Raw genomic sequence first — 14,019 nt, 5'->3', positions numbered from 1 at the left:
GTGACCTGGCGTGCCGCGCCTGGTTACGCCCCCGCCGTTGCGATTGTGGCGGCAAAGTCCTCTCTCTCATACTCTCTCTCACTTGACGCATCGGGCCCCTTTTTCACCCCCCGGTGATCTGCTAGTCGCCCCGCATGGAAAGAAAGCGCACCATCGCCGTTGTCGGCGCCGGAATCGGGGGACTGGCGGCTGCTACGGCGCTGGCGCAGGCCGGTCATGCGGTGCGTGTTCTTGAACAGTCCGAAACACTTGGCGAGGTGGGCGCGGGCCTGCAGATCGGTCCGAACGGGCTGAAGGTGCTGGACCGGCTCGGTCTGGGGCAGGCGGCACTGAACCTTGCCACCCGCCCCGAGGCGGTCTCGATGCGCGATGGCCTTGCGGGTGCCGAGATCGCGCAGGTCCGCTTCGGGCAGCATTCGCAGAATCGCTACGGCGCGCCAATGGCGCAGCTGCATCGCGCTGACCTGGTCGCGCTGCTGGAAACCGCGGCGCGCGACGCGGGGGCGGAGATCCTGCTCGCGCGCTCCGCCGATCCCGCCGCGCCGCCGGATGCCGACGTGGTCGTGGCGGCCGACGGCGTCAGGTCGCGGTTCCGCCACCGCATGTTCCCCGGCACGGCGGCGCGCTTCACCGGGCAGATCGCCTGGCGCGCCCTGGTGCCCGCCGCGCGGATGCCCGGCGGCATGGACCAGGGCCAGACCTGGCTATGCCTCGGGCCGGGGCGGCACCTAGTCCTGTATGCGCTGCGCGGCGGTGCGGTCTGGAACCTGGTCGCGGTGGAAGAGCGGGACACCTGGGCCGAGGAAGGCTGGTCGCACAGGGGCGAGCCGGGGGCCCTGCTGGCCGCCTTCGCCGGCTGGACGCCCGAGGTGCGCGCGGTGCTTGGCGCGGCCGAGGACGTGATCCGCTGGGGTCTGTTCGATCATCCGGCGCTGCCGCGCTGGCACGAGGGGAACACCGCCCTGCTGGGCGACGCCTGCCACGCCATGCTGCCGTTCCTGGCGCAGGGCGCGACCATGGCGCTGGAGGATGCCTGGGTCCTGCGCGACTGCCTTGCAGGCGGGGGGGACGTCGAAAGCGCGCTTGCCCGCTATTCCGACAGGCGGCTGGCGCGTGCGACGCGCGTGCAGCGCGCCGCGGTGCGCAACGCGCGGATCTATCACTTGCAGGGCGCGCCGCTTCGGCTGGCGCGCAATACAGGCCTGCGCGCCATTGACCGCTTTGCCCCGGGCGGGTTGCTGGGGCAGTTCGACTGGCTCTACGGGACGGATGTCACCGCGGACGCGGGCTGATCAGGCGTCCAGCTCGATCCATACCGGCACGTGGTCCGACGGTTTCTCGCGCCCGCGCACGGCGCTGTCGATCGTGCAGCCGTTCAGGCGGTCTGCGGCCTGGGGCGTCAGCAGCAGGTGGTCGATCCGGATGCCGTTGTTCCGCTCCCACGCGCCGCGCTGGTAGTCCCAGAAGGTATAGGTTTCCGGCGCGGCGGTCGTTGCGCGCAGCGCGTCGGTGAAGCCCAGGTTCACGATCCGCTGAAACGCGGCGCGGGTTTCGGGCAGGAACAGCGCGTCGTCGGCCCAGGCCTTGGGATCGGCGCAATCTTCCGGCTGGGGGATGACGTTGTAATCCCCGGCCATGATCGCCGGTTCTTCTTCGGCCAGCAGGTCGCGGGCGCGGTCGCGCAGGCGTTCCATCCAGGCCAGCTTGTAGTCGTATTTCGGACCCGGCGCGGGGTTGCCGTTGGGCAGGTAAAGCCCACAGACGCGCACCGCGGTCTGGTCGCCGACGACCAGTGCCTCGATCCATCGCGCCTGTTCGTCGCTGTCATCGCCGGGCAGGCCGCGGCGCACATCCTCCAGCGGCAGGCGGGACAGGATGGCGACACCGTTGAAGCCCTTCTGGCCGTGGGTTTCGACCGTGTAGCCCAGGTCCTCGATCGGCTCGCGCGGGAAGCCTTCGTCAACGGACTTGATCTCCTGCAGGACGACGACATCGGGGCGCGCTTCCTCCAGCCAGTCGGTCAGCGCGCCGAGGCGGGCCTTGATCCCGTTGATGTTGAACGTCGCGATTTTCATGAGGCTGCCCCTGCGTCTGATCCCTGGGCCTGTCCTAACGCGAATGACTTCAATTCTGAATCGGAAAATGCGCCCGGATGCCCTGCGGGGTTAATCGATTGTTAATCCTGGCGAGCGACCCTGCGCGCGGAGGTGTGGAGATGGGCGATCCCGCGATCGTGAAGGTATTCGGAGAGCGCAACACAGGCACCCGCGCGATGATCTCGCTCTTGCGGCAGGTGCCGGGGGTGGCGCATCGCATCGGTGCGCGCGGCGAGATGCCGGCCTATGACGGGGCGGTTCAGGCGGCGGTGGAAACCGCGCTCAAGGGGCACTGGAAACGCATGTACCTGCACGCCATGCGGGACGATATCGCGACGCGCCACGCCGGGGATGATCCCTGGAAACACGCGCGCCCGGTCCTTAGCGCGGGCATGATCGACGCGGGGGTGCGCACGATCCTGATGATGCGCGACCCCTACAGCTGGCTGATCGGCCTGGCGCGGCGGCCCTATCACCTGAAAGGCCCCAACGCGGCCACGTTGGAAGCCTTCGCTGCGCGCCCCTGGATGTGCGAGGCCCGCGAGGGGATGCCCGCGGTCCTTGCCTCTCCGCTGGTGCTCTGGGCGGAAAAGGCGCAGGCGACGCTGACCTATCGCGACGCGGCGCGGGACGCGGGCCTGCGGGCCGAGATCGTGCGGCTTGAGGATTTCATCCAGTCCCCTGGCGCGGTGGCGCAGGCGACCTTTCGCGCCCTTGGCCTGTGCCCACCCGACGATCTGAATGCCAAAGATGCCAACACAAAGAAGGGCGAGGCCGCGCTCGCCACGCTGCGGCAGTATTACCGGGAAGAACGCTGGAAGGCCCGGCTGAGCCGCGAGACCGTGGCGCGGGTCAACGCGCGGATCGACTGGTCCGTGGCGGGCGCGCTCGGCTACCGGATGCTGCGGCCCGAGGATTTCCCGGCCCGTATCGCGCCCGAAGAGGCGCAGGCGATGGCGGCGGAAATGGCCAGCCTCGCCGCGCCGTCACATGGAAAAGCTGGTGCCGCAGCCGCAACTTGAGGTGGCGTTGGGGTTGTGGATTACGAAACGCGCGCCGATCAACTCGTCCGAGAAGTCGATCTCGGCATCGGCCAGGAAGGGCAGGGACACCGGGTCGACCAGCACCCGCTGGCCATCCTTTTCCAGCACCATGTCCTCGCCCTCGGGGGTTTCGGTCAGGCTGATGTCGTACTGGAAGCCCGAGCAGCCCCCGCCGTCCACCGCCACGCGCAGGCATTGCGGCGTCTGCGCCTCTGCGTTGATGGCTGCAAGGCGGGCGTAGGCACGGTCGGTGACTTTCGGGGGCAGGGTCAGCTGCATCTTTCGACTTCCTGTTCGATCCGTTAAGTGCAGGTTTCAATGTAAGGCGCATCCCGCGCCGCAACAAGTGCCCGGAGCCTGACCCATGCGTGCGCCCTATGCCTCGGACCCTGAAAAAAGTCGTGGCCGGCTGGTCGCGGAGCCGCCCTCCGCGCATCGCTCCGCGTTTCAGCGCGACCGGGATCGGATCATCCATGCCTCTGCCTTCCGGCGGCTGAAGCACAAGACCCAGGTCTTCGTCGAGCATGAGGGCGATCACTACCGCACCCGCCTGACCCATTCGATCGAGGTGGCCCAGGTCGGGCGCACCATCGCCAAGGTGCTGGGTCTGGACGAGGAACTGACCGAGGCGGTGGCCCTGGCCCATGACCTTGGCCACACGCCCTTCGGCCATACGGGCGAGGACGCGCTGGCCGACCTGATGGCGCCCTGGGGCGGCTTCGATCACAACGCGCAGGCGGTGCGCATCGTGACCCACCTGGAGCAGCATTACGCGGAATTCGACGGGCTGAACCTGACCTGGGAAACCCTTGAGGGGCTGGCCAAGCACAACGGCCCGGTCATGGGCGACGTGCCCGAGGTGCTGGCCGAATACACCGCCCGGCATGACCTGGAGTTGCACACCCACGCAAGCGCGGAAGCGCAGGTCGCGGCGTTGGCGGACGATATCGCCTACAACCACCATGACCTGCTGGACGGTCTGCGGGCCGGTTTGTTCACAGCCGATGACATTTGCGCCCTGCCCATCGTCGGCCCTGCCTTCGCCGAGGTGGATCGCAGGTACCCCGACCTGGCCGAGGATCGCCGCCGCTACGAGGCGTTGCGTCGCGTCTTCGGCGTGATGGTCGAGGACGTGCTGCGCGAATCCAGCGCCCGGCTGGCAGGTGCCCATGCCCGCTCGGCGGATGAGATCCGCTGCCTCGGTGCGCCAGTGGTGCGGTTCTCCGACCAGGTCTTTGCCGAGTTGCGGCAGGTGCGCGCCTTCCTGTTCGACAACATGTACCGCCACCCGACGGTCAAGGAAATGCGCGTGACCTCGGACAAGGTGGTGCGCGAATTGTTCGCCGCCTACCAGGCCGACACGGCGCTTCTGCCCGCCGCCTGGCGGGACGAGGTGCGCGCGCTCAGCCCGCAAGGGCGGGCCCGGGCGGTTTCGGACTATATCGCGGGCATGACAGACCGTTTCGCGCTGCACGCGCACAAGGGGCTGACGCAAGCCAAGTGATCCCGCCCCGGCGCGGGCGCGATGCCCATGCCGTGCGGGATGCCCCGTGCGTGAATGTGCGGCGCAACTGGCCCTTCGCCCCCCTCTGTGCTACGCGCAGCCCAACACGCCGAACTGGAAGCTGAAGATGAACCTTTTTGCCGACATCAGATCCTTCGTGATCGAAACCCTTGAAGCCATGGTCGCCGCGGGCGACCTGCCCGCGGGTCTTTCGATGGACAACATTACCGTGGAACCCCCGCGTGACGCGGCGCATGGGGACATGGCGACCAACGCGGCGATGGTGCTGGCCAAGCCCGCCGGGAAGAAGCCGCGCGACATCGCCGAGGCCCTTGCCCAGCGGCTCGAGGGGCACGGGCTGGTCGCCTCGGTCCAGGTGGCGGGGCCGGGGTTCCTGAACCTGACGCTGGTCGACGGGGCCTGGGCGAAGGTCGTGCCCGCCGCGATCACGGCCGGCGCGGATTTCGGGCGCTCCACCATGGGGGCGGGGCAACGGGTCAACGTGGAATACGTCTCGGCCAACCCGACAGGGCCGCTGCACGTGGGCCATACCCGTGGCGCGGTGTTCGGCGATGCGCTGGCCGGGCTGCTGGATTTCGCGGGCTATGACGTCACGCGGGAATACTACATCAACGACGGCGGCGCACAGGTCGACACATTGGCGCGCTCGGTCTACCTGCGCTACCTCGAGGCGCATGGTCAGGCGGTCGAGTTTCCCGACGGCACCTATCCGGGCGAATACCTCGTCACCGTGGGCAAGGCGCTGAAGGACAAGGTCGGCGACGCCTATATCGGCAAGGGCGAGGATGTCTGGCTTGAGGATGTCCGCACCTTTTCCACCGACGCGATGATGGACCTGATCCGTGAGGACCTGGCCATGCTCGGAGTCACCATGGACAACTTCTTTTCCGAGAAGTCGCTCTACGGCACCGGCCTGATCGAGGCCGCGTTGAAGGCGCTGGACGAGAAGGGGCTGATCTATGTCGGCACGCTGGAACCCCCCAAGGGCAAGCTGCCCGAGGATTGGGAACCGCGCGAGCAGACGCTGTTCCGCTCCACCGCCCATGGCGACGATGTGGATCGCCCGGTCAAGAAGTCCGACGGCGCCTGGACCTATTTCGCGCCCGATATCGCCTATCACTACGACAAGGTGGAACGCGGCTTCGACCAGCTGATCGACGTTTTCGGCGCCGATCACGGCGGTTATGTCAAGCGCATGAAGGCCGCCGTCAGCGCGCTGTCCGACGGCAAGGTGCCGCTGGATATCAAGCTGACCCAGCTTGTGAAGCTGTGGAAGGACGGGCAGCCGTTCAAGATGTCCAAGCGCGCGGGCACCTTCGTCACCCTGCGCGACGTGGTCGAGCAGGTGGGCCCCGACGTGACCCGCTTCGTGATGCTGACGCGCAAGAACGACGCGCCGCTGGATTTCGATTTCGCCAAGGCGCTGGAACAGTCCAAGGACAACCCGGTGTTCTACGTGCAATACGCCCACGCGCGGGTGACCTCGGCGTTGCGGCGCGGGGCGGAAGCCGGACTGGCGGTGAGCGACGCGGCGTTGCAGGACGCGGACCTCAGCTATTTGCAGACGGCGGACGAGTTGGCGCTGCTGCGCAAGCTGGGCGAATGGCCGCGCATCGTCGATTCGGCGGCGCAGGCGCATGAGCCTCATCGTATCGCGTTTTATCTATATGAAGTCGCCAGCGCCTATCACGCGCTTCAGCACCAGGGAAAGATCGATCCCGCGTTGCGTTTCGTCCTTGCAGATGCGCCTGAGCAAAGCGCCGCACGGCTTGCGTTGATCCGCGCAACGGCGGTTGTTATTGCCGCTGGTCTTGGTATCCTTGGAATCACCCCAAAAGAAGACATGTAAAATGCAGGTTTTGGGGTTGGACGGAAAGGCACCACAATATAAGGTGTCCCCTGTCAGAGGCGAGCACAAATGCAGGACATGCTTTACGAAGAGTATGCGGACGGCGCCCCCCAATCCGGGGTAAGGCGCCTTTTGGCGGTTTACGCCAAGTGGGGCGGTGCCGCGATCTCCCTTCTGGTGCTGGTATCCTTCATCGTCTGGGCGTACCGCCTGGGCCAGCGCGATGCCTCGGACATCCCGGTCATCCGTGCGATGGATGGCCCGGTCCGCGTGCAGCCCGCTGATCCGGGCGGCACCGTCGTCGGCAACCAGGGCCTCGAAGTGAACGAGATCCTCGCGGGTGACAGCGCCGGCCAGCCCGAGCGAATCTCCGTCGCGCCCGCGACGCTGCCGCTGCGCGAAGAGGATACGCCAGCCGACCCGGACAGCGGGGCGGACGAGGCTGCCGAAACCGATACCGCGTTCCTTGAGGCCGCGCCGGAAACCACCGGGGCCGAGGACGGCGAGGCCGGGGTCGATGGCACCGCCACGGACATCGCCGCGCTGATCGAAGAGGTCAACGCAGAGGATCAGACCGACGTGCTGCTCGAGGAAGGCGCTGACATCGACTTCGTGGACAGCGGCGTCAACGCGGATCTGCGCCCGCAACCGCGGCCGCGCGGCTTCAGGCCCGCACCCGCCGCCCCGAGTGCGGCGGCGGACGGCCCGGCTGCCGTGGCGGCGAACACGCGCGGTGCGCAGGTCGAACTGACGGCGGGCACGCGGCTCATCCAGCTTGGCGCGTTCGATAGCGCAGAGCTTGCCGAAGGGCAGTGGGACCTGCTGCAGGAAGCGCATGGCGACCTGCTGGGCAGCAAGGACCGCTTCGTGCAGCGGGCGGAACAGAACGGGCGGGTCTTCTACCGTTTGCGGGTGGTCGGCTTTGACGACCGCAATGCGCAACGCGCCATGTGCGAGGCGCTGCGCGCCCGCGACGTGGACTGCATCCCCGTCACGGTGCGCTGAACATGGCCCCCCGCGCCGCGATTCTTGGATGCCTTGGCCAGACGCTGGGCGCCTCCGAGGCGGCGTTCTTTCGGGACGCCGATCCCTGGGGCTTCATCCTGTTCGCGCGCAACCTGTCCACGCCGGACCAGATCCGGGCGCTCGTCGCCGATCTGCGGGATGCGGTGGGGCGCAATGCGCCGGTGCTGATCGACCAGGAAGGCGGGCGCGTGGCGCGGCTGCCGCCCCCGGTCTGGACCGGATGGGAAAACGCGCTCGACTTCATGACCGGCTTGCCGGACGGCGCGGATGCGGCACTGGCCATGCGGCTGCGCTATCATGTGATCGCCGATGAGCTGCGCGCCCTCGGTATCGATGTGAACTGCGCGCCCATGGCCGACCTGGCGCTGCCCGACACCCACCCGCTGATCCGGCACCGCTGTTATGGCGAAGATCCGGCCACGGTCGCCCGTATCGGCCGGGCTGTGGCCGAGGGGCTGCTCGCGGGCGGGGTGCTGCCCGTCCTGAAACACATTCCGGGACACGGGCGCACGGCGCTCGACAGTCACAAGGACCTGCCGCGCGTCTCCACCCCGCTGGAAACCCTGCGGGCCGAGGATTTCGCCCCGTTCCGCGCCCTCGCTGACCTGCCGCTGGGGATGACCGCGCATATCGTCTATGACGCGCTCGACCCCGAGCGGCCCGCCACCCTGTCCCCGAAGGTGATCGCCGAGGTGCGTGGGAATATCGGCTTCGGCGGCTTGCTCATGACCGACGACCTTTCCATGGGCGCGCTCAGCGGGACCTTCGGCGCACGCTGCGAGCAGGCCATCGCCGCGGGCTGCGACCTGGTCCTGCATTGCAACGGCGACCCGAAAGAAATGGCGGCGGTGGCCGATGCCACTCCGCGCCTGGCTGGGGCCGCGCAGGAACGCGCCGCCCGCGCGCTCAGCGTGCGCGACGGGCTGAGCCCCGCGCCGCTGGACATCCCGGGCGCGCTGTCGCGGATCAAGAAGGAGCTGGGCCATGCCTGACGATTTCGCCGGAAGCTCCGCCATCGACACCGCCGAGCGCCTCGCTGCGGAAGCGCTGGTGGTGGATGTCGACGGTTTCGAAGGGCCGCTGGATCTTCTGCTGACGCTGAGCCGCACCCAGAAAGTGGACCTGCGCAAGGTCTCCGTCCTGGCGCTGGCCGAGCAATACCTGCGGTTCGTCGAGGAAGCGAAGCGCCTGAGGATCGAACTGGCCGCCGACTACCTTGTCATGGCGGCCTGGCTGGCCTTCCTGAAGTCGCGCCTGCTGCTGCCCCCCGACCCCGAGGATGAGGGCCCCTCGGGCGAGGAACTGGCCGCGCACCTGGCGTTCCAGCTGGAACGGCTTGAGGCGATGCGCCGGGTGGCGGCGCAGCTGATGGGCCGGGACCAGTTGAGGCGCGATTTCTTTCCGCGCGGGGAAGTGCAGGGCGTTTCCCACCTGAAGAAGGTGCGCTACGACGCCACGCTGCTGGACCTGATGCAGGCCTATGCGCGAGTGAAGACCCGCGACGATTTCGAGCCCTTCCACCTGAAGCGCGGCCCCGTCTACACGATGGAGCAGGCGCTTGAGCGGATGCGCGGCCTTATCGGCGCCGCGACGGAGTGGTCCACCCTTGAGCGGTTCCTGCCCGAAGGCTGGCAGGTGAACCCCAAGAAACGCCGCTCGGCGCTGGCGGCGACATTCGCCGCCTCGCTGGAACTCGCGAAACTGGGCAAGCTGGAGTTGCGCCAGCAGGAAACCTTCGCCCCGATCGAGATGCGCGCGCGCAGGGATGAGCGCCCGTGAGCGCGCCGGATACTTCCGAAGGCGGGGTAGAGTCGCTCTTTGCCGCGCCGCCCATGGCTGAGCAGGAGCGGATGGTCGAAGCCATCCTGTTCGCCGCCGCCAAGCCCCAGACCCTGACCGAGATCGCGGCGCGCATGCCCCATGGCTCCGAACCCGAGGAGGCGCTGGTCCACCTGACCCGGCGCTACGAGGGGCGCGGCGTGCGCGTGGTGAAGATCGGGGATGCCTGGGCGATGCGCACCGCGCCCGACCTCGGCTTCCTGATGAGCCGCGAGACGGAGGAGACGCGCAAGCTCAGCCGCGCCGCGATCGAGACTTTGGCCATCGTCGCCTATCACCAGCCCGTCACCCGCGCCGAGATCGAGGAGATTCGCGGCGTCAGCGTCTCCCGCGGGACGATCGATTTGCTGATGGAACTGGACTGGATCCGCCTCGGCCGTCGCCGCATGACGCCGGGCCGCCCGGTGACCTTCACCGTGACGCCCGCCTTCCTCGATCACTTCGGGCTGGAAAACGCCAAGGACCTGCCCGGTATCAAGGAGTTGCGCGCCGCAGGCCTGCTCGACAGCCGCCCGCCCCCCGGCATGCCCAAGGCCGTCCAAGGGGAGGGGGAAGAGGAACCCGACGGTGATCAGGACGACATGTTCGACTGACGCCGCCGCATCCAGCGCGGCGCGCTGGCCCGAAACCCGTCGCGGGCCTTGCTTCCCTTTACAGCATCATCCTTCGCCAACCGGTGTGCCGAGCGGCGTCTATTCCTTGCCGTAGGAATCCACCGGCCCTTCGAAATAGACCAGTCCGATCACGGTTTCCGTGCCGAGGTTGGAATCGCCGTGGAAAGCCTCCTTCGGTTGGAACCAGCTGTCGCCCGGGCCCAGAGCCTCTACACTCGTGGGGTCCTGGCCCTCGTCCCAATGGCTGTGACTGCCCTGGATCACCACCGCGCGGTAGTCCGCGTGATGCGCATGAAGCCCCGAGTCAAAGCCGGGCGGGATGCGGATCAGGAAGGCCGCCGGTCCGGTCGCCATGTCGCCCCAGAGCGGCGATATCTCGGCCGCCGAGCCTTCGGCCATCGGCATCCATTCCAGGTCATCGTAGTTCGTGATCTCGGTCGATTGCGCCAAGGCCCAGCCGGGCAACGTGGCGACAAGTGCCGTGGCAAGCAGATGTCTTGCAGGCATAGCCAATCCCTCCCCATTTACGCGTTACAATGCTGCCTGGAAGCCGGGTGTTGCCGGTTCATCCATCCAGCGCGGACCAGTATACTACAGGTGAGCCGTTCCTCCTATTTGCGGATCTGCCCCCCCCCCCCACCCGGCGTGTCCCGCAGCCGCGGCGGGGTGATCGTCGGCCCATGGCCGCGGGGGCTTGTCCGAGGGCGCATCCCGGCCCGCCGCATCGCAGGTGGCGAGAATATTGCTTCCCCTGCGCCCCGTTTCGGATGATCCTGTGTCAGGGGGACAACAATGGACACTTTTGGGGGAGGCCTGGCCGCCATCGGAAATACGCCGATGGTTCGGCTCGGAAGATTGGTTCCGCAAGGCGCGGCAGAGGTCTGGGTAAAGCTCGAGGGTACGAACCCGACGGGTTCCTACAAAGACCGGATGGCCATTTCGCTTCTGACGCAGGCGATGCAGCGGGGGGACCTTTCCAAGGGGGACACGGTGGTCGAATTCACCGGTGGCAGCACCGGAACGGCGCTGGCCTTCGTCTCCGGCGTTCTTGGCCTTAACTTCACCGCGGTGTTCTCGGATGCCTTTTCGTATTCGAAACAGCAGGCGATGGAAGCGTTCGGCGCAACAGTTCTGGTCGAGAAATGCGTGGATGGAAAGATCACCCATGACCTTGCCGAGCGCATGAAGCTGCGTGCCCTCGCCCTTGCCGAGCAGCCGTCTCATTATTACGCGGATCAGTTCGGGTCCGCCGATGTCCGCGAAGGCTATGTTCCAATGGGACAGGAAATCGCCCGGTCCCTTGCCGATGGCATTGACGCCGTCTGTGCCGGGGTCGGCACGGGCGCAGCGCTGATGGGCATGCTCGACGGGCTGAAGAAACAGGGGATGGAGCCGCAGGTCTTTGCCCTTGAGCCGACGCAATCGCCATTGCTGACGACCGGTCAATCGGGTGGCCACAAGGTCGAGGGTATTTCCGTCTTTCCCGATCCGCCGTTTCTCGACCGATCGGAGCTCAGCGGGGTGCGCGCCGTCGACCAGGACAAGGCCTTCGCGATGTGCCGCCGCCTCGCCCGGGAGGAGGGTATATTCGGCGGTGGTTCGACCGGTCTGAATGTCTGCGCTGCGATCGATCTGGCTGTCGAACTCGGCGCGGGGAAGAGAGTCGTAACCCTAAGTTGCGACAATGGCGTCAAATACCTTGGCGGGCCTATCTACGCGTGAGACCGAAAGACCCGAAGAGGGTATGCCGGTAGTGATCCGCGTTCGACGCGCCGCCCCTTGGGGCCACTCAGGCCGCGCGGAAATGCTTGGACAGCTTCAGCCCCTGGCCCTGGTAGTTGGACTTCAGGTCCGCGCCGTAAAGCCGCTCAGGGCGTGCTGCCATGTGTTCGTAGACCAGCCGCCCGACGATCTGGCCATGCTCCAGCGCGAAGGGGGCTTCGTGGCAACGCACCTCGAGCACCCCGCGTGAGCCGTGGCCACCGGCGGCGGCATGGCCGAAGCCTGGGTCGAAGAAGCCCGCGTAATGCACCCGGAACTCGCCCACCATGGCGAGGTAGGGCGCCATCTCGGCGGCGCAATCGGGGGGGACGTGCACCGCCTCGCGGCTTACGAGAATATAGAACGCGCCCGGGTCCAGAATGATCCGGCCCTTGCTTGAATGCACCTCTTCCCAGAAATCGGCGACATCGTAATGCCCGATCCGATCCAGGTCGATCAGCCCTGTATGGGGCTTGGCGCGGTAGCCGACCAGCGTGCTGTTCTGGCGCTTCAGATCGACCGAGAAGCCGAGGCCGCCGTCGATATGCGCGGGGCCGTTGACGAGGCTCACCGCGTCATGCAACGCGCGCAGGTCCTCGTCGCCGATTTCGGCCCGGCCGCGGCGGAAGCGGATCTGGTTCAGCCGCATCCCCGGCCGCGCGAGGACCGAGAAGGAGCGCGGGCTGATCTCTGCATAAAGGGGGCCGGTGTAGCCTGCGTCGATTCGGTCGAACTCCGTCCCGCCATCGGTGATGAGCCGGGTGAACAGGTCCAGCCGCCCGGTGGAGGACTTGGCGTTCGCCACCGCCGTGACATCGTCGGGCAGGGCCAGCCCCTCCATCAGGGGAACGAGGTAGACACAGCCCTTTTCCAGCACCGCGCCGGGGGTCAGGTCGATCTTGTGCATGGCGAACAGGTCGAGGCGGTCGCTCAGCGCCGTCTTCTCGCCGGGCAGGAAAGAGGCGCGCACGCGGTAGGCGGTGTGCCCGAGGCGCAGGTCCAGGCTTGCGGGCTGGATCTGATCGGCGGTCGGCGATTCGGGCATGGTGATTTGCCCGGCATCGATCATGGCTGCGATCGTCTGCGAGGGCAGGACCCCTGTCGGATCAGCTTTCATGTCAGGTCCCCCGCGGCAGGTAGAGAAGCAGATAGAGAAAAGGCGCCGGGAAAACCCCGGCGCCTTTCGAATTGAGTGGTCGGGCTAGCGAGATTCGAACTCACGACCTTTCGTCCCCCAGACGAACGCGCTACCAGACTGCGCTATAGCCCGACGAAACCGCGTTATACCCGGATTGGCCGGAGGGGCAAGGCGGATTGTCATATCTCGCGCGCCATTTTTTCGCGCAGGGCCTCAAGCTTCGTGATGACCTTGCGCAGCGCGTCCGCGCGGGCGGCGCGGGCCGGGTCCGGCGGGAACGGCCGGCGCTGCTGGGAACTGGCGTTCGCGAACAGATCGAACTGCGTTTCCCGCGGCGCGCGCTGGCCCGGGCGGGGCAGGGTGATATCCGGAAAGGCCCGCGAATCTTCGGCAATCGCGTCATGCATGACCTCGGTCCGGGCCATGGGCCGCGGTTCCGGCGGGGCTGTATCGGGCTGGGGCGGCACCCATTCCGGCGGCGCGTCCGGGGCGGGCGCGTCCTGCGGCATGTGGTCCGGGGCGTCCTCGGGCAGGGGCTGTGGCGCTTCCTCAGGGGGAGCAGGCGGGGTTTCCTCCGCCGGGCGCTCTGGGGCTTCCTGCGGCGGCTGCGCCGGGGGCTCCTGCGGCGTGTCGCCGGGGGTATCCTCGGGCGCGGGGGCCTCCTCGGGCGATTCTACCGGGGCTTCCTGGGGCGCGTGCGGCGTCGGGTCGTCCGGGGCAGGGGTTTCCTCGGGCGGCTGGACCGGCGCTTCCTCGGGCGGGGTGTCGGGAGTCTCTTCGGGCGGTCGGGGCGATGCGGTCGCCCCTTCCGGCAGGATGCCGGTCTGCACCGGGTCTTCCTCCGGCGCCAGCTGGCCGAGCGCGGCGACGTGTTTCACGCCCTCCACGCGCAGGACTTTCTGCACGCCCTTGATGGTCAGGCCGTCTTCGTAGAGCAGGTCACGGATTCCGCGCAGCAGGTCGATGTCCTGCGGTCGATAGTACCGCCGGCCGCCGCCGCGTTTGACGGGCTTGATCTGGGTGAATCGACTCTCCCAGAACCGCAGCACATGCGCGGGTATGTCCAGGATTTCGGCGACCTCACTGATCGTACGAAATGCGTCTGGTGATTTCCTTACCACGCCCGTC

The 14,019-nt window shown here is 67.5% G+C and carries 14 protein-coding genes and 1 tRNA gene; 9 read left to right on the top strand and 6 right to left on the bottom strand.

Annotation, left to right across the window (positions count from 1 at the left end; genetic code table 11):
• The first annotated feature begins 134 nt into the window (after positions 1-134).
• The gene (locus DJ029_RS06055) at positions 135-1,292 is read left to right on the top strand and encodes an FAD-dependent monooxygenase (RefSeq protein WP_112321468.1); all 1,158 of its coding nucleotides are present in this window, start codon (positions 135-137) and stop codon (positions 1,290-1,292) included.
• Here DJ029_RS06055 and xth read toward each other — a convergent pair whose 3' ends face one another.
• Positions 1,293-2,075 (bottom strand): exodeoxyribonuclease III, encoded by a 783-nt coding sequence (gene xth / locus DJ029_RS06050; RefSeq protein ID WP_112321467.1) that lies wholly within the window; start codon positions 2,073-2,075, stop codon positions 1,293-1,295. It lies immediately after the preceding gene.
• A gap of 140 nt (positions 2,076-2,215) precedes the next feature.
• Between xth and DJ029_RS06045 the strand changes: the two genes are divergently transcribed.
• A complete protein-coding gene (locus DJ029_RS06045; protein WP_112321466.1) occupies positions 2,216-3,118 on the top strand; it encodes a hypothetical protein in 903 nt (300 codons plus the stop codon).
• Here DJ029_RS06045 and erpA read toward each other — a convergent pair.
• Positions 3,083-3,418 (bottom strand): iron-sulfur cluster insertion protein ErpA, encoded by a 336-nt coding sequence (erpA, locus tag DJ029_RS06040; RefSeq protein WP_112321465.1) that lies wholly within the window; start codon positions 3,416-3,418, stop codon positions 3,083-3,085. The two genes, DJ029_RS06045 and erpA, sit on opposite strands and share 36 nt — an antisense overlap.
• 85 nt (positions 3,419-3,503) lie before the next feature.
• Here erpA and DJ029_RS06035 point away from each other — a divergent pair, with 85 nt between their 5' ends.
• The 6 genes from DJ029_RS06035 to scpB all read left to right on the top strand — a co-directional run bounded on the left by DJ029_RS06035 (position 3,504) and on the right by scpB (position 9,971).
• The gene (locus DJ029_RS06035; RefSeq protein WP_112321464.1) at positions 3,504-4,643 is read left to right on the top strand and encodes a deoxyguanosinetriphosphate triphosphohydrolase; all 1,140 of its coding nucleotides are present in this window, start codon (positions 3,504-3,506) and stop codon (positions 4,641-4,643) included.
• 127 nt (positions 4,644-4,770) lie between these two features.
• On the top strand, positions 4,771-6,513 hold the full coding sequence (gene argS, locus DJ029_RS06030; protein ID WP_112321463.1) for an arginine--tRNA ligase: 1,743 nt from the start codon (positions 4,771-4,773) through the stop codon (positions 6,511-6,513).
• A 69-nt stretch (positions 6,514-6,582) separates the two neighbouring features.
• Complete coding sequence (locus DJ029_RS06025) at positions 6,583-7,518, top strand: SPOR domain-containing protein (protein ID WP_112321462.1); 936 nt, start codon at positions 6,583-6,585, stop codon at positions 7,516-7,518.
• A 2-nt stretch (positions 7,519-7,520) separates the two neighbouring features.
• The gene (locus DJ029_RS06020) at positions 7,521-8,531 is read left to right on the top strand and encodes a glycoside hydrolase family 3 N-terminal domain-containing protein (protein ID WP_112321461.1); all 1,011 of its coding nucleotides are present in this window, start codon (positions 7,521-7,523) and stop codon (positions 8,529-8,531) included.
• Positions 8,524-9,318, top strand: a complete 795-nt coding sequence (locus tag DJ029_RS06015; protein WP_112321460.1) for a segregation and condensation protein A — start codon at positions 8,524-8,526, stop codon at positions 9,316-9,318. The genes DJ029_RS06020 and DJ029_RS06015 overlap by 8 nt, the downstream gene beginning before the upstream one ends.
• Before the next feature lie 53 nt (positions 9,319-9,371).
• Positions 9,372-9,971: an SMC-Scp complex subunit ScpB gene (gene scpB / locus DJ029_RS06010; RefSeq protein WP_112321987.1), complete on the top strand. Its 600-nt coding sequence runs from the start codon at positions 9,372-9,374 to the stop codon at positions 9,969-9,971.
• Between the two features lie 99 nt (positions 9,972-10,070).
• Here scpB and DJ029_RS06005 read toward each other — a convergent pair whose 3' ends face one another.
• Positions 10,071-10,499: a DUF4437 domain-containing protein gene (locus DJ029_RS06005; protein ID WP_112321459.1), complete on the bottom strand. Its 429-nt coding sequence runs from the start codon at positions 10,497-10,499 to the stop codon at positions 10,071-10,073.
• A 285-nt stretch (positions 10,500-10,784) separates the two neighbouring features.
• On the opposite strand from DJ029_RS06005, the gene DJ029_RS06000 reads away from it, so the two are divergent.
• A complete protein-coding gene (locus DJ029_RS06000) occupies positions 10,785-11,714 on the top strand; it encodes a PLP-dependent cysteine synthase family protein (RefSeq protein ID WP_112321458.1) in 930 nt (309 codons plus the stop codon).
• Between the two features lie 67 nt (positions 11,715-11,781).
• Here DJ029_RS06000 and DJ029_RS05995 read toward each other — a convergent pair whose 3' ends face one another.
• From DJ029_RS05995 to DJ029_RS22065, 3 genes are all read right to left on the bottom strand, one after another.
• Positions 11,782-12,870 carry a 2'-deoxycytidine 5'-triphosphate deaminase gene (locus DJ029_RS05995; protein WP_112321457.1) on the bottom strand — a complete coding sequence of 363 codons (1,089 nt, stop codon included), beginning with the start codon at positions 12,868-12,870 and terminating at the stop codon, positions 11,782-11,784.
• A gap of 76 nt (positions 12,871-12,946) precedes the next feature.
• Positions 12,947-13,023, bottom strand: a tRNA-Pro gene (locus tag DJ029_RS05990).
• A gap of 47 nt (positions 13,024-13,070) precedes the next feature.
• Complete coding sequence (locus tag DJ029_RS22065) at positions 13,071-14,012, bottom strand: MerR family transcriptional regulator (RefSeq protein WP_112321456.1); 942 nt, start codon at positions 14,010-14,012, stop codon at positions 13,071-13,073.
• Positions 14,013-14,019 lie beyond the last annotated feature (7 nt).

It is taken from the genome of Oceanibium sediminis, assembly GCF_003265325.1.
GTDB classification, from domain to species: domain Bacteria; phylum Pseudomonadota; class Alphaproteobacteria; order Rhodobacterales; family Rhodobacteraceae; genus Halovulum; species Halovulum sediminis.
The sequence above is the reverse complement of the archived record's forward strand: the minus strand, read 5'-3'. Positions and strand labels throughout refer to the sequence as shown.